Source organism: Cohnella sp. GCM10027633, assembly GCF_042675445.1.
Lineage (GTDB): Bacteria > Bacillota > Bacilli > Paenibacillales > Paenibacillaceae > Cohnella.
The window spans coordinates 151468-171915 of the sequence record NZ_JBHTGV010000004.1 but is presented as its reverse complement, the minus strand read 5'-3'; the positions used below and the strand labels follow the sequence as shown (position 1 = coordinate 171915).

Here is a 20448-nt window from a genome sequence, read left to right as displayed (position 1 = left end):
AATGACAACTCGATCGGCGAACGGAGGGACGGCAGTGCAACGCTTCTGGACCGGAGACTACTACAACGAAGGCAACGTCAGCAATCGGGATTCGATCTTCGATAAATTGAAGGAGGAGTGCGGCGTATTCGGGGTGTACGGACATCCCGAAGCCGCCAACATTTCCTTCTTCGGATTGCATGCGCTACAACATCGCGGCGAAGAAAGCTGTGGCATCTGCACGTCGGACGACGGCAAGTTCCACTATCACCGGGGCATGGGTCTCGTCAAGGAAGTATTCGAGAAGGACACGCTGGAAGGTCTGCGCGGCGACGTCGCCATCGGCCACGTGCGCTACTCGACTTCCGGATCGAGCATGCTCGGCAACGCGCAGCCGCTCGTGTTCAAGTACCGCGGGGGCGACCTCGCGGTGTGCACGAACGGCAACCTCGTGAACGAGCCGGGCATCCGGCGCGAGCTCGAGGAGAGCGGTTCGATCTTCCAGACGACGAGCGACACCGAGGTCATCGCGCACTTGATCGCGCGGTCGCCGAAGGATCTCGTCGAAGCGGTCAAGGACGCGTTCGCGCGCCTGATCGGCGGCTTCGCGTTCCTGATCATGACGAAGGACAAGCTGATCGCCGCGTGCGATCCGCACGGCTTGCGTCCTCTCGTTATGGGCAGACTGGGCGAGGCGTATATTTTTGCTTCGGAATCTTGCGCGCTCGAGACGATCGGCGCCGAGTACGTGCGGGACGTCCAGCCGGGCGAATTGCTCGTGCTCGACCAGGGCGGCTTGCGCGAGGATCGGTTCGCGAAGCTGGAACGCCGCGCGATATGCGCGATGGAGTACATCTACTTCGCGCGTCCGGACAGCGACATCTACGGCGTGAACCTGCACTCGTCGCGCAAGCGCATGGGGCAGACGCTCGCGCAGGAAGCGTTCGTCGACGCGGACATCGTCACCGGCGTGCCGGACTCGTCGATCTCCGCGGCGATCGGCTACGCGGAGCAGACGGGCATCCCTTACGAACTCGGCCTTATTAAGAATAAATATACCGGACGTACGTTCATCCAACCGTCCCAAGAGCTGCGCGAAAAAGGCGTCAAAATGAAGCTGTCGGCGGTCCGCAAGGTCGTCGAAGGCAAGCGCGTCGTCATGATCGACGACTCGATCGTTCGCGGCACGACGTCGCTGCGCATCGTGAACATGCTTCGCGAAGCCGGCGCTCTCGAGGTGCACGTTCGCATCACGTCTCCGCCGTTCATGAACCCGTGCTACTACGGCATCGACACTCCGAACCCGGCGGACCTGATCGCGTCGAGCAAGACGGTCGAGGAGATTCGCCAGGCAATCAACGCCGACTCGCTCTACTTCCTGAGCGAGCAAGGCCTCATCGACTCGATCGGCGCTCACGAGAACGAGAAGAACGGCGGCTTGTGCCTCGCGTGCTTCAATAACGACTACCCGACGCCGGTTCGGTTCGAGGAAGCGAAGCTGACTTCGTGTAGTTGTGATTAATCGTCCGGGGGCGCGACTGCAGGACTAACCACCGGGTTACGCCGCTGTTGCAGTCACGTGACTGGAATGGGTACACCAAGGTAGTCACGTGACTGCAAAGGCGGCCGCTTCGCTCTTCACCCGATGGTTGTCCCTCCGTCGCTTGGGGACGATAAGGTATAGGGGCTTAGGACACCGCTCTCTCGGCTGGCGCCATCGTCGCGATAACGGGTAGCGGTGCAGGGTACCGCTAAATCGCGAAACCGAGGGTCCAACGCCGGAGTAACGGTGTGTGATACCGCTAATTCGCGAAACTGAGGGTCCTGCGCCGAAGTAACGGTGTGTGATACCGCTAAATTGCGTAACAGAGAGTCTCTCGCCGAAGTAACGGTGTGTGATACCGCTAATTCGCGAAACTGAGGGTCCTGCGCCGAAGTAACGGTGTGTGATACCGCTAATTGGCGAAACCGAGGGTCCCGCGCCGAAGTAACGGTGTGTGATACCGCTAATTCGCGAAACCGAGGGTCCCGCGCCGAAGTAACGGTGTGTGATACCGCTAAATCGCGAAACCGAGGGTCCCGCGTCGAAGTAACGGTGTGTGATACCGTTAATTCGCGAAACTGAGGGGCTCGCGCCGAAGTAACGGTGTATGGTACCGCTAAATCGCCTCCCCGAAGGCGATTACCATCGCCGAAGGGTTAACCCCCCAGCGGAGTTGCCCCACCAAGATTTTCGACGCGGGCTTGTCCCGCGGAGGACGATAGATAGTACGACTTAACAAGGTGGCTAGGAGCAGCGGAGGGACAACGATCGGGTGTAGAGCGAAGCGCCTGCCTTTGCGGTCAGGTGAAAACATTCATCCATTCATTCCAGTCACCTGACCGCAACAGCGGCGAAACCCGATCGTTCGTCACGCAGCAGCGAACAATAGAGCCACACAAAACGAGGAGTGACAATTGTGTCCGAAGCCTACAAACAAGCCGGCGTCGACATCGCCGCGGGCAACGAAGCCGTCGAGCGGATGAAAAAACACGTCAAGAAAACGTTCCGTCCCGAAGTTCTCACCGGACTCGGCGGATTCGGCGGGCTGTTCGGCCTGAACAAAGACAAGTACGAGGAGCCCGTGCTCGTCAGCGGAACGGACGGCGTCGGCACGAAGCTGAAGCTCGCGTTCGCGATGGACAAGCACGACACGATCGGCATCGACGCGGTCGCGATGTGCGTCAACGACGTCATCGTCACCGGCGCGGAGCCGCTCTTCTTCCTCGACTACCTGGCGTGCGACAAGATCATCCCCGAGAAGATCGAAGCGATCGTCAAGGGCATCGCGGACGGCTGCCAGCAAGCGGGCTGCGCCCTCATCGGCGGCGAGACGGCAGAGATGCCGGGCATGTACAGCGAAGGCGAATACGATATCGCCGGCTTCACCGTAGGCATCGTGGATCGTCCGAAAGCGATCGACGGATCGACGATCGCGGCGGGAGACGCCGTCATCGGCCTCGCGTCCAGCGGCATCCACTCGAACGGCTTCTCGCTCGTGCGCAGATTGCTGCTCGAACAGAAGGGTTATTCCCTAACGGACAAGCTGACCGAGCTCGAAGGCAAGACGCTCGGCGACGTGCTGATCGAGCCGACCCGCATCTACGTGAAGCAAATCCTCAACATCCTCGAGAGCGTGAAGATCAAAGGCATGGCGCACATTACGGGCGGCGGCTTCATCGAGAACATTCCGCGCGTCCTCCCGGAAGGCGTTAACGTCGACGTTACCCGCGGCTCCTGGCCGGTTCTACCGGTGTTCAACCTGATGCAGCGCGACGGCTCGATCTCAGACCGCGACATGTACACGACGTTCAACATGGGCATCGGCATGGTGCTCGTCGTTCCGGCAGACCAAGCCGAAGAAGCGATCCGCATCGCGAAGGCGCAAGGCGAGCAAGCGTACCGCATCGGTACCGTGACGGAAGGCAGCAAGATCGTTACGTTCGAAGGCGTTGAGCTTCCATGAGTCGAACCGGACCGCTGAAAGTAGCGGTATTCGCTTCCGGGAGCGGAAGTAATTTTCAGGCGTTAGCCGAAGCCGTGCAACAAGGCGGCATCGACGCGACGATCTCGCTCGTCGTGTGCGATAAGCCGTCCGCGTACGTGCTCGAGCGCGCCAAGGCATTCCATATCGAAACCTACGAATTCCGTCCGAAGGAATACGCGTCCCGCGAAGCTTACGAAGAGAAGATCGTGGCGAAGCTGCAAGAGACGGGCATCGACCTGATCGTCATGGCGGGGTATATGCGCCTCGTGACGAACGTGCTCGTCGAGCCGTACTACGGACGGATGATCAATATTCACCCGGCTCTTCTCCCTGCTTTTCCGGGCATGGACGGCATCGGGCAAGCGATCGCCTACGGCGCCAAAATCGCCGGGGCGACCGTTCACTTCGTCGACGGAGGCACGGACACGGGACCGATCATCGCCCAGCGCGCGGTCGAAGTGCTCGAAGGCGACACGAAGGAAACGCTCGGCGCCCGCATCCAGAAGATCGAGCACGCGTTGCTGCCGGAAGTCGTGAGACTGATCGCCGCAGGGCGCGTCTCTCTGAACGGAAGACACGTGACGATCGCGCAAGGCTAAGCCGGCCGATCAACGGCAAGCGATAATCGAAAGGACGACCTCCTACAATGAGCGATAAAGAAATCGTATTGCGTTACGGCATGAACCCGCACCAGAAGGAAGCGAAGCTGCATGCCGACGGCAAGCAGTTGCCGATCCAAGTCGTCAACGGCGACCCGGGCTTCATCAACCTGCTCGACGCGTTGAACGCGTTCCAGCTCGTGCGCGAGCTGCGCCAAGCGACGGGACTGCCGGCAGCGGCGTCCTTCAAGCACGTGAGCCCTGCGGGAGCGGCTGTGTACGCGCCGATCTCCCCGGAGCTAGCTAAGGCTTACTTCGTCGACGGCGCCGAGCTGTCTCCGCTGGCGACGGCTTACGCCCGCGCTCGCGGCGCGGACCGCATGTCTTCGTTCGGCGACGCGGCCGCGTTGAGCGACGTCGTCGACGCTTCGACGGCGCAGCTGCTGAAGCGCGAAGTGTCCGACCTCGTCGTGGCGCCGGGCTATACGCCGGAAGCGCTCGAGATTCTGAAGCAGAAGAAGGGCGGCAAGTACCTCATTCTGCAGATCGACCCGGACTACGTGCCGGATCCGATCGAGACGCGCACGCTGTTCGGCCTCAAGCTGCAGCAGGAGCGCAACTCCGCCGTGCCGGACGCCGCTTCCGTGTTCGAGAAAGTCGTTACCGCGAACAAGGATTTGCCGGACAACGCGAAGCGCGATATGCTCGTTGCCCTGATTACACTTAAATACACGCAATCCAACTCGATCTGCTACGCGCTGGACGGCCAGACGATCGGAATCGGCGCGGGCCAGCAATCCCGCATCCACTGCACGCGCCTCGCTGGCGACAAGGCCGACCGTTGGTTCCTTCGCCAGCACCCTGCCGCGCTGAACATGAAGTTCCGCGAAGGACTCGCGCGCGCCGAGCAGAACAACGCGATCGACCTGTGGCTCGAGGACGAAGTGACTTCGTTCGAGCAAGCCAGCTGGGAGAAGTGCTTCGACGAGGTGCCTGCTCGCCTGACTGCCGAGCAGAAGCGCGAATGGCTCAAGGGTCTCAAGGGCGTATCGTACGGATCGGACGCGTTCCTCCCGTTCCGAGACAACCTCGACCGAGCAAGCCGCAGCGGCGTGACCTACGTCATCCAAGCGGGCAGCTCGCTGCGCGACGAAGAAGTGGTGCAAGCGGCGAACGACTACGACATGGTCATGGTGTATTCGGGCGTGCGCCTGTTCCATCATTAATCGGAAGGTGGCGACGAATATGACGGCCAAGTGGCAACAGCTGGCGGATCAGACCGTACAGCAACTAAGCAACAACTCGTATCCGGGTCGCGGTATCATCATCGGGTTGACGCCTGACGCGACGAGATTCGTGCAAGTATATTGGATCATGGGACGCAGCGAGAACAGCCGGAATCGGATTTTCGTACCGGAAAATAACGGGTTCCTGCACACCGAAGCGGCCGATCCGGCCAAGCTGTCCGACCCTTCGCTCATCATCTATTATCCGCTCCGCCATGAGGGCGGCGCGCATATCGTGACGAACGGCGACCAGACGGATACGATCTACGACGCGATCCGCCAAGGCGGCACGTTCGAGCAAGCGCTCGCGACGCGCACGTACGAGCCGGATCCGCAGAACTTCACGCCTCGCATCTCCGGCCTCGTCGATCTGAACGACCGGCAGAACGCCTACAAGCTGTCGATTCTGAAGTCGAACGAGAATGATGAGTCGCAGACGAAGCGCCAATACTTCCACTACGAGAAGGCGATCGCGGGCTACGGCCACTTCATCTCGACGTACGTCGGCGACGGCAATCCGCTGCCTTCGTTCGCGGGAGAGCCGCAACTGGCGCCGTTGTTCGACGACGCGCAAGAGACGGCCCAGTTCTACTGGAACCTGCTGAACGAAGACAATAAGATCTCATTGCTCGTCAAGTCGATCCGCATCGACGACGGCACGTTCACGTTGAACGTCTTCAACAAGGAATCCGAGAGGGGGGCTTGAGCGTGCGCGTATTAGTCATCGGAAGCGGCGGCCGCGAGCATGCGATCCTGTGGGCGCTGAACCGCAGCGACAAGGTGAAGCAGTTGTACTGCGCGCCGGGCAACGCGGGAACCGCGCTCCTGGCGGAGAACGTGGAGATCGGCGTGTTCGAATTCGACCGCCTCGTTCAGTTCGCTCAAGACACGGCGATCGACCTCGTCGTCGTCGGACCGGACGATCCGCTTGCGGCGGGCATCGTGGACGCTTTCGAAGCGGCTCGCGTGCCGGTCTACGGACCTCGGAAGAATGCGGCGGAGATCGAGGGCAGCAAGATTTTCATGAAAAATCTGCTCCGCAAATACGAGATCCCTACGGCGAAGTACGAGACGTTCACGGATTACGCGGCCGCGCGCGATTACTTGCAATCGCAGCCGGTGCCGATCGTCATCAAGGCGGACGGTCTTGCCGCGGGCAAAGGAGTAACGGTGTGCTTCACCCGCGAGGAAGCGGAGAAGGCGCTCGAGGAGACGATGGTCAGCCGTTCGTTCGGCGCGGCGGGGGATAAAGTCGTCATCGAGGAGTTCCTCGAAGGACAGGAAATGTCCATCCTGGCGTTCGTGGACGGGGAGACGGTTCGTCCGATGTCCCCGGCGCAAGACCATAAGCCGGCGTTCGACGGCGACAAAGGTCCGAACACGGGCGGCATGGGCACGTACTCGCCGCTGCCGCACATCGATCAGTCGATCATCGACGAAGCGATCGAGAACATCATCAAGCCGACGGCCCGCGCGATGGTGTCCGAAGGACGTCCGTTCCGCGGCGTGCTGTTCGCGGGGCTCATGATCACGAAGGACGGTCCGAAGACGATCGAGTTCAACGCCCGATTCGGTGACCCGGAGACACAAGTCGTGCTGCCTCGCTTGCAGACGGACTTGCTGGATATTTTCCTGGCGTCGATCAACGGCCGGTTGAACGAGATCGACATTACGTGGAGCGACGAAGCGGCGGTATGCGTCGTGCTCGCTTCCGGCGGCTATCCGGGCTCGTATCCGAAGGGGCTCCCGATCTCGGGACTCGATCGCGTGAGCGAGGACGAGGCGCTGGTGTTCCACGCGGGCACCGCGTCGAAGGACGGCAACATCGTCACGAACGGCGGGCGCGTGCTCGGCATCGTCGGACGCGGAGCCGGCATCGCGGAAGCGCGCGCGCAAGCGTACGCGGCCGCGGAGAAGATCGCGTTCGAAGGCAAAATGAACCGGACCGACATTGCGGCCAAAGCGCTCGTATAAGTCGTTCTTAATATGGCACCGCTCGTTATCCCGTCTGCTCAGGCGGCGGGATGGCGAGCGGTGCTATTCTTTGTAGAACAGTTCTTTGCGGTGGGCGACGACGAACCAGACCGCGTAGACCGTACCTAAGACGAGCACCGTCGTGAGCGTATGGTCCGACAGCCATTCGACGAACGATTTCATGGGGATGCTCCTTTCGATTGTCCCGGCACGCGGGCGCGCCGGAGGTTATGCCATAGTGTGCCCAAATGTTGGCGGCGCAGTAACGTTACCTCATAACGCTAAACCGCCGATGGCGGCGAATGCGCCGGAATAACGCTGCCTCATAACGCTAAATTGCCGAACATGGGAACGCGGCGCAATAACGCTACCTCATAACGCTAAATCGCAGATGAAGGCGAACTCGGCGCAGTAACGTTACCTCATAACGCTAAATCGCCGGTGATGCTGAACGCGGCGCAGTAACGTTACCTCATAACGCTAAACCGCCGATGACGCACCCGAACAACGCCACCCATACAACATTTACCCAACTTCCCCCGCAAACTCCCACCCAAATGAGTGATCGCCATCCCCCAAACCGCGTCTCTACCGCCAACATACCGCCACACCACACGCCTTTGGGCGCCATAAACGCACACCGGGGGAGGAGCGAGAAACAAACGACTCTAATTTGCCAAGTGCCTCCAACTCGCCGTTGACACGCGCCTCCAACGATGGTATCCTTTAATTCATAGTTAACTTATCGGAATTAATGGTTATGCAATCATAGGAGGAATGCCCCATGGAAAAACCGATCGCGATCCGCCACGAAGACCTCTCGCTCACGGCGACGATTCATTACCCCGTCAAGGACGAACAGCTGTCGGCGAACAAAATGCCGCTCGTCGTCATCTGCCACGGCTTCGTCGGCAACCGGATCGGCGTCGACCGGCTGTTCCTGCTCGCGAGCCGGCAGTTCGCCGCCAACGGGTACCTCGTCGTCCGCTTCGACTTCGCGGGCTGCGGAGAGAGCGGCGGCGTATACGGCGAGCACGGCCTCGACTCCATGATCGCGCAAACCCGCTCGGTGCTCGACTACGGCGTGAGCCTCGACTGCGTCGATCCGCTGCGCGTGACGCTGATCGGGCATAGCCTCGGCGGGGCGGTCGCCCTGCTGACGGCGACGCGGGATAAGCGCGTGAAGTCGCTCGCGCTCTGGTCGCCGGTCGCGCATCCGTTCAATGATATCGTCCGCATCGTCGGACGCAAGGTGTTCGAGGAAGCGGCCAGCAAGGGCCAAGCCGACTATCTCGGCTACCGCCTGAAGCCGCAGTTCTTCGAATCGCTGCAGCAGCACCAGCCGTTCCAGGAGGCGCCGAAGTTCCACGGAGACGTGTTCGTCGCGCACGGCACGTCGGACGACATCATCCCGGCGGACTACAGCTTCCTGCTGGAGAAGACGTTCTGGCTGCGCGGGGAAGGCCGCTGCGACAAGAACATCCTGTTCCAGGCGGACCACACTTACACGCACGGCCAGCATAAGAGGGAGCTGTTCGACTCCACGCTCTCCTGGCTGAACAGCCACGAGAAGCGCCAGCAAGACTGGCAGCATTGGAGCATCTGACGACCAATCGGCATAATCGCATGCTTTTCACGCATGATCGCTATCTTCCCGCACGACCTCGCCCCCCTGTGCGACAATGAGATCAAGACAAGCTCCGCCGGTTATGGTTTAATGGGAGAATACCCCGAATAAACCCGAATGCCGACGGAGGGATCTCACTCGTGATATCGCGTCTCACTTGGAGCAAGAAGTACGCAGCAGTCGCACTCTCTCTCAGTCTCGTCGGGATCGCCGCATGCAGCGGCAACGACGAACCGACCATCGCGCCTACCGAAACCGCCATCGCCACGGCTACGCCGACCGAGACCCCGACGCCGTCTACGACGCCTGCGCCGACGCCGGTCGCCGCGTTCACCGCGCCTCTGACGGGCTTGCCGGTCGAGCAGACGGTCACGAACCGGCCGTTCGCGGTCATGATCAACAACTTCGGGCCCGCGCGGCCGCAATCCGGACTCACCCAAGCGGATACCGTCTGGGAGATCGAAGCCGAGGGCGGCATTACGCGGCTCGTAGCCATCTTCCAGAGCAAGGAATTCACCGATCCGATCGGACCGGTACGCAGTATACGGCCTTATTTCATCCAAGTCGGCGAGTTCTATAACAGCGTCATCGCCCACGTCGGCGCGAGCAACGACGCGCTGGCGATCATCCAGCGGCAGAAGAAGCAGACGCTCGACGAGATCAACAACTCCGGCGCATCGTTCTACCGCGACAATTCGCGCAAGGCGCCGCACAACGTCTATACGACGCTCGAGAAGCTGCGCGCGGGCGCGGCGAAACGCAAGTATCCCGAGACGGCGACGGTGCCGCTGCTGACGTTCGACCCGGCTCCTCCAGGGTTGATTACCGCCGCGACGGCGACGGAGATCAAGATCAAGTTCGCCATCGAGGATTACAAGGTGTCGTACGCGTACGACGCCGCGACGAAGCTCTATAATCGCTCCATCAACGACAAGCCGCATATCGACAAGAACAACAACGCGCAATTAACGGCGACGAACCTGGCCGTGCTCGCCACGAAGGTCCAGACGTACGACGATTACGGAAGGCTGGTCGTCGATCTCGACAAGGGCGGCGACGCGGTGCTGTTCCAGCAAGGCAAGGTCATCGAATGCAAGTGGGAGCGCAAGCAAGGCGACGTCATCCGGCTCGTGAAGGACGGCAAGGAGCTCCCGTTCCTGCCGGGCGTCACCTACTACCACGTCGTGCCGAGCGCGAAGGCGCTAAGCTCGTACCTGACTTATCAGTAACCGATAACCGAATACGCGAATACACTAAGACGCCGGGGAACGCAACGTTCCTCGGCGTTTGCCATGCGGCCCCCGCAAGCAAAAAAATCCCCTCTCGCCGACTACGATTCCCCCTCGAAGGCAACCTTAAAAAATGTGTCGAAAGTGTCAAAGGTAGACATACCATGCTCGCTCGCCCTGTGATAAAATATTCAATGGTCATCGGAATGTAAATTCTGGTCTTGAATCGCGTTAAATCAAGCAGGTACTCAATGGGAAAGAAGGGCTATCCGTGTTCCGTAAAAAAGACATTTTCTTCAAGACGTTAGAAGAAATGGCCGAAGTCATCTACGAGACGGTCGACCGTTTCGCTAACGCCGTGAACGGCGATCTGCCGGACGTGACGGCATTCGCGAAAGAAATGAAGGAATTCGAGCATAAGGGAGACAAGTTCACCCATATTATTCTGACCGAGCTCAACAAGACGTTCATTACGCCGATCGAGCGGGAAGACATCATGGAGCTCATCAAGAAGCTCGACGACGTGCTGGACGGCATCGAGGCTTGCGCTTCCCGGTTCGAGATGTACCAGATCGCCAAGGCCGATCCGTTCATCCGCAAGTTCGGCGTCTGCCTGCGCAACAGCGCACAAGAGATCAAGACGGCGATCTACCTGCTGACCCAGAAGAAGCTGCTCGCGATTCAACCGCACTGCGTCAAACTGAACGAGCTCGAGAACGAGGGCGACGACTTGATGCGCCAGGGCATCAAGCACCTGTTCCAGAACGTCAAGGACCCGATCGAGCTGATCAAATACAAAGAAGTGTACGAACGCTTGGAACAGACGACCGATTCTTGCGAAGACGTCGCGAATACGCTGCAATCGATCATTATGCGTAATTCATAATCGGCGAACGGAGACGGAATCGACAATATGGATTACACATTGACATTGGTCGTTATTATCGTAGCGCTGGCTTTAAGCTTCGACTTCATTAACGGATTCCACGATACGGCGAACGCCATCGCGACCTCCGTGTCCACGCGAGCCCTGACGCCTCGCGTTGCGATTATCCTGGCTTCCACGATGAACTTGCTCGGCGCGCTATCCTTCACCGGGGTCGCCAAGACGATCGGCAAGGACATCGCCAATCCGCTTCAGTTGGATCACGGGCTGACGGTGCTGATCGCGACGCTCATCGCGGCGATCGGATGGAACCTGATCACGTGGTGGTTCGGCATTCCGTCCTCATCCTCGCATGCGCTGATCGGCGCGCTCGCGGGCGCGGTCATCGCGTCCGAAGGCTTCGGCGGCATTCACTACAGCGGCTTCACCAAGATCGTCCTGGGACTCGTGTTCTCGCCGATCATCGCGTTCGTCATCGGCTACATCATCATGTTCCTGCTCAAGCAGGTGCTCGCGAACGTCAGCCCCCACAAGATCAACAAGGGCTTCAGATGGGGTCAACGGCTGACGGCCGCCTGGCAAGCGTTCGCGCACGGCACGAACGACGCGCAGAAGGCGATGGGCATCATCATGATGGCGCTCGTCGCCGGGAATATTCAGACGGACATGGATCAACCGATCCCATTCTGGGTAAAAATATCCGCGGCCCTCGCGATGGCTCTCGGCACGTCGATAGGCGGCTGGAAGATCATCAAGACGATGGGGACGAAAATATTCAAGATCGAGCCGATCAACGGCTTCGCCGCGGACGCGAGTGCGGCCGGCGTCATTCAGGTCGCGACGATCATGGGCTTCCCGGTCAGCACGACGCACGCCATCACGTCGTCGATTCTCGGCGTCGGCGCCGCTAAGAAGTTCTCAAGCGTCAAGTGGGGCGTCGCCGGGCGGATCATCGTCACCTGGTTCATCACGATCCCGATCGTCAGCGTGTTCGCCGCGCTCATCTATTACGGGCTCAGTCCGTTCTTGAATTAAAGGCGCAGCCCGAACCGAATTCGCCTGCCGGTACTACAATATCGTAACGGGATCTGTCATCGCGCCGAGTCTGGAGGACACCTATGCTTGTATACACCGAACGGGCGAAGTCATGCGAAGAGCTGCTGCGAGAGTTCATGGCCGTCGCGCCCGACGCGAGAGGCGAACGTCTTCGGTTCGCCGGCGTCGGCAACCGCGACGTCTATAACATCTGCGCGCCGTTCATGGACAACGGCGAGCCGGTTATCGCCGGCCGCGTGGAGGACCGCGACAAGGAATCGTCCGAGGTCGCGTTCTTCGTCGAGCGGGGAGGCGAATGGGTTCCGCGCAACGGCGCGCCCGTATTCGCGTTGCAGGATCCGTTCGTCACGTTCATCGGAGGCGAGCTCGTGTTCGGCGGCGTCGAGGTGTACTTCGACGGCGACGATCCGCATTACGTCACCTCGTGGCGCACCGTATTCTACCGCGGTTACTCGATCTCGGGGTTGGAAGCGTTCGCCCAAGGCCCGCTGACGATGAAGGATATCCGCCTCATCGAGCTGCAGAACGGCAGAATCGGCGTGTTCACGCGGCCGATGATGGTCGAGGGCGCCCGCGCGCTCATCGGCTACACGGAAGTCGGCGCGTTGTCGGAATTGACGGAGGAGATCATCTCCTCGGCGCGGCTGTTCAAGAATCAGTTCCTGCCGGACGAGTGGGGCGGCGCGAACGAAGCGCATCTACTGCCGGACGGCAAGATCGGGGTGCTCGGCCATATCGCGAGAATGGAAGAGAACAACATCCGGCACTATTACCCGATGGTGTTCGTCTACGACCCGGCCTCGCACCGCACGACGCCGGTCAAGCTGATCGCGACGCGAGCGATGTTCCCGGACGGGCCGGCGAAGCGGCCGGATCTGATCGACGTCCTGTTCAGCGGCGGGCTCATCCGCCACGGGGACGGGACGGCCTCCCTGTATACGGGCGTCAGCGACGCGCAAGCGCACGTCATCCGGCTGCCGGATCCGTTCCTGGAATACGAGAAGTAAGACAGACAGACGAATGGCCTGAAGCGGGAGTTCTTCCCGGCTCAGGCCATTCGCGCGTTAACGCTTCTTTCCCCCGGACCCGGACCCGGCGCCGGCGCGCTTGCGGGCGGCGGGCTTCCGCTTGGCGGACGTTCGACGCCTTCTGCGCGGCCGAGACGTGCTCACCCCGGAGCTGCTCGACGACGAACCTTTTTTGCCCATGAACAGCTTGATCAGCGGAGCGACCTGCTGCACCGTGGACATGAACTTCTGGACTTTGCCCGCGGTGGCGATGACGCCTTCGATGCCGCCCATCCGGTCGACGAGCGCCTTGACGTCGTTCAGGTTCTGGATGTTGAACGGCAGCTTGGATAGTAAGGCGGACGCGCCCGACGCCGCGGGGGCTGCGGGAAGGACGGTCGGTGTATGGATCTCCGCAGGAGGACCGGAGAACGTTTGCGCCTCCAGTCCGGGGAATCCGTCCTGCTGGCCGGATGTCCAGTTGCGGTCAACGTACGGATACGGATACGGGTCGTTCATGAAGTCACACCCTTTTTTTGCTATCCTATGTGCGAATGACCCGATCGGCATGGACGGATGCCCGTGCGGGCGACATTTTAACTCTGTAATGCGGTGATGCTTGAAGTATACGATGCTCCGCAGTACAATATGAGCATAGGTGTGCTAGCTTCGGAATCGACGTACCGACGCCCATGCGGATCGGCAACGGAAGCGAGCGGACGGAAGGAGCGCGTAATCATGCAACTGAAGAAGCTGAACGATAGATCGATCGACCAACTGTTCGAAGCGATTCTGACCTTGAAGGACGTGGAGGAGGCGTACGTCTTCTTCGACGACCTGTGCACGGTCAACGAGATCCAGTCGCTCTCGCAGCGTCTGGAAGTGGCGCGCATGCTCGGCAAGGGGCATACGTACAACCAGATCGAATCGGAGACGGGCGCGAGCACGGCCACGATCTCCCGCGTGAAGCGCTGCCTGAACTACGGCAACGACGGCTACAAGCTGACGCTCGATCGGCTCGGACGTTTCGGCAACGAGACGAAGCCTGCCGAAGAAGTAACCCAAGACTGAACGGCAACCTCAGACGCCGCTTGCGCCCCGGAACGGGACAAGCGGCGTTTTTTGGCGTATGCCGCTCCCTATCGAATTGCTATTGCCCACATTGGAAAAGGTAGGTTATGCTAGGGGCAACATCGTCCTTAGAGGAGCGGAGCCATGAAATACTGGCAATCGGTAAGGTTCAAGATCGTGTTCGGCTTCCTGCTCATCATCGTGCCGATCGTCGCATTCATTATCTACAACAACCTGTACGCGATGAACGTCGTCCGTCAGCAGGTATCCAGCAACTACAACAAGCTGCTCTCCGTCAACGTGCGGGAGAACGACAAGATTCTGCTCGAGTTCGTCTACTACTTGCTCCGGCTGAAGCAGAGCGACCCCGATATCGCGAGCATCAAGAATCTGTCCGCGACGGACGACGGGTACACGCTCGCGAAGATTCGCCTGCAGAACAACTTCATCGGCAACTCCCTCGGCATGAACTACAACATCGACTCGCTGTTCGTCTACAACCGGAGGGAAGACGAGATCTTCCTGACGACGCAATATAGCGGCAACTCTACCTTGAAGCAGACGGCGCTCAGAGAGTGGACGACCGCGAACCTGAAGAACAGCACGCTCGCGTTCTCCCCCGAATGGGAGACGAAGAAGATCGGCGATACCCACTACCTGCTGAAGTTCGTCGACATGGGCTCCGAGGTGTTCGCGGGCATTCTCGTGCGGGCCGAGAGCTTGATGCGCGGGATGGACAGCTTCGAGGTCGGGACAGACGGCAGCACGTTCCTCATCGACTCGGCGGGCACGGTCATCGCGGACAGCGCATTCGAGCCGCTCGCCGACGAGCCGTTCCGCAAGCAGGTGAGCGAGATGAACGACGGCTACGGGGTGCTTCGTCAGGGAGGGCAGTCGTATCTCGTGCTCTCCAAGCCTTCCGCGTACACGGACTTCCACTATTCGATCGTCATGCCGGAATCGTATATTCTGCGTAACTTGCCTTTCTTCCAGAAAATGCTGTACGTATGGATTCCCCTCTTCATGGCGCTCCTGCTGTCGTTGTACCTGCTGTTCCTGCAGCGCGTCATGTTCAAGCCGCTCGTCGAGCTCATCCGCGGGATGCGGAAGATCGGGCAAGGGCGGCTCGAAGTCCGGCTCCCGACCGACCAGAGCAGCGAGTTCGCGTTCATGTCTGGCACGTTCAATCAGATGGCCGAGCAGATCGAGCGACTGAAGATCGACATCTACGAGGAGCAGCTGCGCGTACAGCGCGCGGAGTACAAGCATCTGCAGATCCAGATCAATCCGCACTTCTACATGAACTGCCTCAATATCATCTACAACCTGGCCGCGCTGAAGGACTTCAAGTCGGTGCAGAAGCTGTCGCTCCATCTGGCTGACTACTTCCGGTTCCTCATGCAGAGCCACCGGTCGGTCGTGCGGCTGGAGGACGAGATCAGCCACGTGAAGAATTACTTAGAGATTCATAAGCTGCGATACGTGTCGAAGCTCGATTACGAGATCGACGTCGACAAGCGGCATCTGTCCGCCGACATCTCGCCGCTCATGATCCAGCCGTTCGTCGAGAACGCGATCATCCACGGCTTCAACCGCAGGGTGCAGGACGGCACGCCGTTCCGCGTGACCATCCGCTCCGAGGACGATCCGGCCGAACCGGGGCGCTACATCCGGATCGTCGTCTCGGACAACGGATCGGGCTTCCCGGAGGAGATGCTGAGAGACTTGGAGAGCAACGTCTATATGGCTGGCACGGGCGAGCAGCATCTCGGGATATGGAACATACTGCGGCGGTTCAAAATGCTATACGAAGACGACGGCGGCATCCTCTTCCGCAACGCGGAGGAAGGCGGCGCGATCGTCGAGATCAAGCTGCCGTCGTCGCGCGCGGGCCGGATCGACATGGACACGGATACGGACACGGACGAAGCGGGCGAACGCCCGGACTCGGAGGGGGATTACGATGCTGACGTTGTTGGTCGTTGACGACGAGATCTACGCACTGAAGGGCATCACGCAAGGCATCGACTGGAGTGACATGCCGATCGGCACGATCCTCGAAGCCGAGAACGTCGAGCAGGCGAAGCGCCATCTGCAGGAGACGCGGGTCGATCTCGTCATCTCGGACATCGAGATGCCGGGAGCGAACGGAATCGAGCTGCTCAAGTATATGCGCGAGGTGTCGCCGTCGACGCTGACGATCTTCCTGACGGGGCACGCGAAGTTCGAATACGCGCGGGAGGCGCTGCACTACGGCAGCTTCGACTACGTGCTGAAGCCGGTCGATCACGACTTGCTCAAGGACATCGTGCGGCGGGGCATCGAGGAGATCGAGCGCCGGCGCGAGCAGGAGGCGTTCGAGGATACGCTCGAGACGTACCGGCGCCAGTGGACGAACCAGCTGCCGATCCTGATCGAGCGGTTCTGGCACGAGGTGTTGGCCGGCAAGGCGCCGGCTTCGCCGAGCCGGCTGAACCGGGAGCTCTCGCTGTACGACATTCCGCTCGAGGCGGACGGCAGGGTGCTGCCGGTGTTGCTCAGTATCGAGGGCTGGGAGCGGGAGCTGGACGCCCGCGACGAGAGCATCATGGAGTACGCGGTTCGCAAGGCGGCGACGGAGATCATCCTCGGCGAGCAGGCGGGGACGATCATGGTCGACCGTAACGAGCTGAACCTCGCGCTGCTGTACGGCGGAACGACCGACCGCGCGGAGCTGCACCGCAGCTGCCTGCAGTACGTGCGGGCGTGCCAAGAGTACTTCCATTGCCGGGTATCGTGCTATATCGGTGAACACGTCCGCATCTTGGAGCTGCCGGAGGCGCTCGAGCGGCTGACGCAGCTGGAGCGGACGAACGTGTCGCAGACGCAGACGGTCGTCGACGGCAGGAACGCGCCGGCGGGAGACGCGCAGGCCGCGTCGGGTCTTGCGATGCCGTCGTTCGCCGATTGGGCGCTACTGCTCGACGGCGGCCAGATCGACGAGCTGGCGAAGGCGATCGAGGAGACGATGGCGCGGTTCCAAGGGGAGGGAGCGAGCCGCGAGGCGCTCGAGTTGTTCTACTTCGGCTTCGCGCATCTGCTGTTCCAGGCGGCGAGCCGCCGGGGCATGTCGCTGTACGACACGCTAACGGTGCAGGACGTTCAGGACGGGCAAGCCGCGCGCACGCCGGCGCTCATGCAGTCGTGGGCGACGAAGGCGCTGGCCAAGGCCGGCCAGGCGATCGTCAGCCAGCGCGACGCGTCGGCGGTCATCGCGAAGATCCAAGCGTACATCCAAGACAACATCCACAAGGAGCTCAGCAGGGACGATATCGCGAATTCGGTGTATCGGAACCCGGCGTATCTGTCTAGGCTTTTCCGCAAGGAGACGGGTTTGTCATTGTCAGACTACATCGTCGGGCTGAAGATCGAGCGCGTGAAGAAGCTGCTGCGGGAGACGAACGACAAGATCAGCAACATCGCGGAGGGGCTCGGCTACTTGCACTTCTCGTACTTCGCGAAGCTGTTCAAGAAGACGACGGGCTACACGCCGCAGGAATACCGCAAGAAGTACCAGAATATAGGCTAGACGCCGGCATTTTCTTGTTCATAGACCGCCCCGATGGAATCGGAATACTCCGATCGATCGGGGTTTTGTTAATACGGCACAATTCGACAAAATGCTTAACCATTCTGCAAAAGTTTAACTTACGTTAATTCCTTGACTTTTTTGAGAGTGTTGTGTAATAATTGGGTTATACTAATGCGGGGAGGTGATGATAGATGTGGCGAGTCAGATTTATTAATCAATCCGATGGATCAGAGATTACGCAAAGCGGGTTGTCATCAATGGATACGGCATTCATGTTCGGCCAAACGTTGAATGCGGAAATGTTCGACTTAAAGGACATGGAATGATTGGCGTAACGGTAGTCTCGAAAGGGAATTCCGAAAGGGAAAGCAAGCCATCGTATCGTTATTCAAGTTCATAAACATGTATCGCAAGTTGACAGCTGCCAGCAGACCAGCCCGTCACCGTAAAAGCCCAGTTCATTTCATAGTAGGATTATCGAAGCAAATATAGTAGAGCAGTTACACTTACCTATCAAAGTAGATAAATATCAAATTACAGATGCACGACCAAACCTTACCCAACCATATACCTTATTCCTACCTTATGGTGCCTTACTAGGTCGCGCTTAAGGAGAATCAACTCTTAATGAAAACGAAAATTGAGACTGGAAAACTGTCTGCCAAAGGAGTCGTTGCAATCCCAGTTAAAGTCAGAAACTTACTCGGTATTAAGGAGGGCGATAGGCTCGTATTTGAAGAACGAGGCGAAGACGTAGTTGTACGCGGCGTTAAAAGCAAGTCCATTCTGGACGCTTTTGGCAGCCTAGATATTCCATTCACAAAACCGCTTGTAGACGTTAGGGAAGTCAGAGATCAATACCGTGAGGAGATGATTGCTGATGACCTGCAGCGGCAAGAAAATTAGGAGGCTTACCCCAGATGACGAAGGAAAAGTTCATTGCAGACGCCAACATCGGCCTGCGCATTCTCGTCGGCAATAAAGACATAGAAGCCGCGAGTACACCCGAATTGAAAGAAAGACAGCAGCAAATCGTTCAGGACACGCTAACCTTGATTCGCAAGGTAGCGGAGGGTAAAATCACCCTCAAATTCCCCGACGCGGTAGTCGAAGAAATGGTCTTCGTTTTGCAGAAGATCTATGGTCTGGACAGGGCCGAAATCTCTTCGAAGATACTCGCCCTCATCGAAGCCGAGAACGTAGAGTCTTCCGAGACGATACGCGAAACGCTCAGGCAGTACGCGACGGTTAGTCTCGACCTCGTCGACATAAAGCTCAGCGTGGAAAGCGCCGAGCAGAACATTCCCGTACTTACGTGGGATAAGGGCTTCTCGAAGCTCAGTAACTGCGAATACTACGCGCCAAGCGACGTCATATAAACCAAGCTCTCATCCATGCCTGTACCGAACAAAAGACAGCCTCGCGGCTGTCTTTTTTGCATCTGCATCGAAGGATGCCGCGGCTCGCCCGCGCCGATTGTAACTTGATTGTAACTTTGAAGTTGCCGTGCATCCAATTGTAACCATCGGCGGGCGCGCGAAAGTCACAATAGTGCTAAGTCGGTCACCGGGGTAGATAGATGGAAGATTACGGATGGACGTACAATGGGATCACAGACGAGACAACACGATAGCAAAGGATAGTGATAGAGATGGAACAAGTTACGCCGACGGTCTTGCAGCCGCAAGCGAAGAAGGTGAAGACGCTCAACCAGGGTTACTGGCAGAAGTACGGCGTGTTCTACCTGATGATGGCTCCCGCGCTGATCGTCTTGATCATCAACAACTACATTCCGATGGCGGGCGCGCTGATCGCCTTCAAGAAGATCACGTACGAATCCCGCAGCTTCATCGAGAACTTCATGAACGGCGAATGGGTCGGCTGGGACAACTTCAAGTTCCTGTTCCAGACGAGCGACGCTTGGCGGATTACTCGCAACACGGTCGTGTACAACGCGATCTTCATCGTCCTGAACCTGGTCATCGGCGTCGGCTTCGCGCTCATGTTCAACCTGATGCGCAACGTCCGGCTCGCGAAGTTCCACCAGGCGGTCATGTTCCTCCCGTTCTTCCTGTCGTGGGTCATCATCAGCTACCTCGTGTACGCGTTCCTGAACCCGTCGCTCGGCATCATGAACAAGGAGATTCTCGGCTGGTTCGGGGCCGGCGAAGTGGAATGGTACTCGGATCCGAAGTGGTGGCCGGTCATCCTGCCGATCTTGAACATCTGGAAGGGCATCGGGTATTACGCGGTGCTGTACCTGGCGGCGATCATCGGCATCGACAAGGAATATTACGAGGCGGCGACGATCGACGGAGCCTCGAAGTTCAGGCAAGTCTGGAGCATCACGCTCCCGCTCATCCGCCCGGTCATCATCGTGCTGACGATGCTGCAGATCGGAAGAATCTTCTACGCGGACTTCGGGTTGTTCTTCAACGCCACGCGCAACGCAGGCGCGCTGTACGACGCGACGCTCGTCATCGACACTTACGTGTACCAGGGATTCCTCGTAACGGGCAACATCGGACTGTCTTCCGCCGCGGGCTTCTATCAAGCGATCGTGGGCTTCGTGCTCGTGCTCGGCTCGAACTTGATCGTCCGGCGGATCAGCAAAGACGACGCCCTGTTCTAACTAA

At 59.2% G+C, this 20448-nt stretch carries 18 protein-coding genes; 17 read left to right on the top strand and 1 reads right to left on the bottom strand.

Features of this window, described 5'->3' with window-relative positions:
- Nucleotide 1: 1 nt before the first annotated feature.
- The 11 genes from purF to ACFQZG_RS12215 all read left to right on the top strand — a co-directional run bounded on the left by purF (nucleotide 2) and on the right by ACFQZG_RS12215 (nucleotide 13170).
- Entirely contained in the window at nucleotides 2-1501 is a 1500-nt protein-coding gene (gene purF / locus ACFQZG_RS12265) for an amidophosphoribosyltransferase (protein WP_378152818.1), read from the top strand.
- 937 nt (nucleotides 1502-2438) lie between these two features.
- On the top strand, nucleotides 2439-3485 hold the full coding sequence (purM, locus tag ACFQZG_RS12260) for a phosphoribosylformylglycinamidine cyclo-ligase (protein WP_378152816.1): 1047 nt from the start codon (nucleotides 2439-2441) through the stop codon (nucleotides 3483-3485).
- The gene (purN, locus tag ACFQZG_RS12255; RefSeq protein ID WP_378152814.1) at nucleotides 3482-4105 is read left to right on the top strand and encodes a phosphoribosylglycinamide formyltransferase; all 624 of its coding nucleotides are present in this window, start codon (nucleotides 3482-3484) and stop codon (nucleotides 4103-4105) included. Before purM ends, purN begins: the two co-directional genes overlap by 4 nt.
- Nucleotides 4106-4152: 47 nt before the next feature.
- Complete coding sequence (locus tag ACFQZG_RS12250; RefSeq protein WP_378152812.1) at nucleotides 4153-5331, top strand: phosphoribosylaminoimidazolecarboxamide formyltransferase; 1179 nt, start codon at nucleotides 4153-4155, stop codon at nucleotides 5329-5331.
- Between the two features lie 19 nt (nucleotides 5332-5350).
- Entirely contained in the window at nucleotides 5351-6097 is a 747-nt protein-coding gene (locus tag ACFQZG_RS12245) for an IMP cyclohydrolase (protein WP_378152810.1), read from the top strand.
- A gap of 2 nt (nucleotides 6098-6099) precedes the next feature.
- Complete coding sequence (gene purD / locus ACFQZG_RS12240) at nucleotides 6100-7365, top strand: phosphoribosylamine--glycine ligase (RefSeq protein WP_378152808.1); 1266 nt, start codon at nucleotides 6100-6102, stop codon at nucleotides 7363-7365.
- Nucleotides 7366-8149: 784 nt separating this feature from the next.
- The gene (locus ACFQZG_RS12235) at nucleotides 8150-8971 is read left to right on the top strand and encodes an alpha/beta hydrolase (protein WP_378152807.1); all 822 of its coding nucleotides are present in this window, start codon (nucleotides 8150-8152) and stop codon (nucleotides 8969-8971) included.
- A gap of 161 nt (nucleotides 8972-9132) precedes the next feature.
- A complete protein-coding gene (locus tag ACFQZG_RS12230) occupies nucleotides 9133-10221 on the top strand; it encodes a DUF3048 domain-containing protein (RefSeq protein ID WP_378152805.1) in 1089 nt (362 codons plus the stop codon).
- Nucleotides 10222-10492: 271 nt separating this feature from the next.
- Nucleotides 10493-11107, top strand: coding sequence for a DUF47 domain-containing protein (locus ACFQZG_RS12225; RefSeq protein ID WP_378152804.1), 615 nt, complete (start codon nucleotides 10493-10495; stop codon nucleotides 11105-11107).
- Nucleotides 11108-11134: 27 nt separating this feature from the next.
- Complete coding sequence (locus tag ACFQZG_RS12220) at nucleotides 11135-12142, top strand: inorganic phosphate transporter (RefSeq protein WP_378152802.1); 1008 nt, start codon at nucleotides 11135-11137, stop codon at nucleotides 12140-12142.
- Between the two features lie 83 nt (nucleotides 12143-12225).
- Entirely contained in the window at nucleotides 12226-13170 is a 945-nt protein-coding gene (locus ACFQZG_RS12215) for a DUF1861 family protein (protein WP_378152801.1), read from the top strand.
- Nucleotides 13171-13227: 57 nt separating this feature from the next.
- Here the strand turns inward: ACFQZG_RS12215 and ACFQZG_RS12210 are convergent, their stop codons facing one another.
- Nucleotides 13228-13689, bottom strand: a complete 462-nt coding sequence (locus ACFQZG_RS12210; protein ID WP_378152799.1) for an aminotransferase — start codon at nucleotides 13687-13689, stop codon at nucleotides 13228-13230.
- 219 nt (nucleotides 13690-13908) lie between these two features.
- On the opposite strand from ACFQZG_RS12210, the gene ACFQZG_RS12205 reads away from it, so the two are divergent.
- The 6 genes from ACFQZG_RS12205 to ACFQZG_RS12180 all read left to right on the top strand — a co-directional run bounded on the left by ACFQZG_RS12205 (nucleotide 13909) and on the right by ACFQZG_RS12180 (nucleotide 20444).
- Nucleotides 13909-14241: a YerC/YecD family TrpR-related protein gene (locus tag ACFQZG_RS12205; protein WP_378152798.1), complete on the top strand. Its 333-nt coding sequence runs from the start codon at nucleotides 13909-13911 to the stop codon at nucleotides 14239-14241.
- A gap of 144 nt (nucleotides 14242-14385) precedes the next feature.
- On the top strand, nucleotides 14386-16227 hold the full coding sequence (locus tag ACFQZG_RS12200; protein WP_378152796.1) for a sensor histidine kinase: 1842 nt from the start codon (nucleotides 14386-14388) through the stop codon (nucleotides 16225-16227).
- Nucleotides 16205-17809: a response regulator transcription factor gene (locus ACFQZG_RS12195; protein WP_378152794.1), complete on the top strand. Its 1605-nt coding sequence runs from the start codon at nucleotides 16205-16207 to the stop codon at nucleotides 17807-17809. Before ACFQZG_RS12200 ends, ACFQZG_RS12195 begins: the two co-directional genes overlap by 23 nt.
- Nucleotides 17810-18439: 630 nt before the next feature.
- Complete coding sequence (locus ACFQZG_RS12190; RefSeq protein WP_378152792.1) at nucleotides 18440-18718, top strand: AbrB/MazE/SpoVT family DNA-binding domain-containing protein; 279 nt, start codon at nucleotides 18440-18442, stop codon at nucleotides 18716-18718.
- A gap of 14 nt (nucleotides 18719-18732) precedes the next feature.
- Nucleotides 18733-19191 (top strand): PIN domain-containing protein, encoded by a 459-nt coding sequence (locus ACFQZG_RS12185; protein ID WP_378152790.1) that lies wholly within the window; start codon nucleotides 18733-18735, stop codon nucleotides 19189-19191.
- A gap of 272 nt (nucleotides 19192-19463) precedes the next feature.
- Entirely contained in the window at nucleotides 19464-20444 is a 981-nt protein-coding gene (locus ACFQZG_RS12180) for an ABC transporter permease (protein ID WP_378152788.1), read from the top strand.
- Nucleotides 20445-20448 lie beyond the last annotated feature (4 nt).

Coding starts and splice junctions, on each gene's coding strand:
- purF (WP_378152818.1), top strand. CDS start 2: ATGACAACTCGATCGGCGAACGGAGGGACGGCAGTGCAACGCTTCTGG.
- purN (WP_378152814.1), top strand. CDS start 3,482: ATGAGTCGAACCGGACCGCTGAAAGTAGCGGTATTCGCTTCCGGGAGC.
- ACFQZG_RS12250 (WP_378152812.1), top strand. CDS start 4,153: ATGAGCGATAAAGAAATCGTATTGCGTTACGGCATGAACCCGCACCAG.
- ACFQZG_RS12245 (WP_378152810.1), top strand. CDS start 5,351: ATGACGGCCAAGTGGCAACAGCTGGCGGATCAGACCGTACAGCAACTA.
- ACFQZG_RS12235 (WP_378152807.1), top strand. CDS start 8,150: ATGGAAAAACCGATCGCGATCCGCCACGAAGACCTCTCGCTCACGGCG.
- ACFQZG_RS12220 (WP_378152802.1), top strand. CDS start 11,135: ATGGATTACACATTGACATTGGTCGTTATTATCGTAGCGCTGGCTTTA.
- ACFQZG_RS12215 (WP_378152801.1), top strand. CDS start 12,226: ATGCTTGTATACACCGAACGGGCGAAGTCATGCGAAGAGCTGCTGCGA.
- ACFQZG_RS12210 (WP_378152799.1), bottom strand. CDS start 13,689: ATGAACGACCCGTATCCGTATCCGTACGTTGACCGCAACTGGACATCC.
- ACFQZG_RS12205 (WP_378152798.1), top strand. CDS start 13,909: ATGCAACTGAAGAAGCTGAACGATAGATCGATCGACCAACTGTTCGAA.
- ACFQZG_RS12200 (WP_378152796.1), top strand. CDS start 14,386: ATGAAATACTGGCAATCGGTAAGGTTCAAGATCGTGTTCGGCTTCCTG.
- ACFQZG_RS12195 (WP_378152794.1), top strand. CDS start 16,205: ATGCTGACGTTGTTGGTCGTTGACGACGAGATCTACGCACTGAAGGGC.
- ACFQZG_RS12190 (WP_378152792.1), top strand. CDS start 18,440: ATGAAAACGAAAATTGAGACTGGAAAACTGTCTGCCAAAGGAGTCGTT.
- ACFQZG_RS12185 (WP_378152790.1), top strand. CDS start 18,733: ATGACGAAGGAAAAGTTCATTGCAGACGCCAACATCGGCCTGCGCATT.
- ACFQZG_RS12180 (WP_378152788.1), top strand. CDS start 19,464: ATGGAACAAGTTACGCCGACGGTCTTGCAGCCGCAAGCGAAGAAGGTG.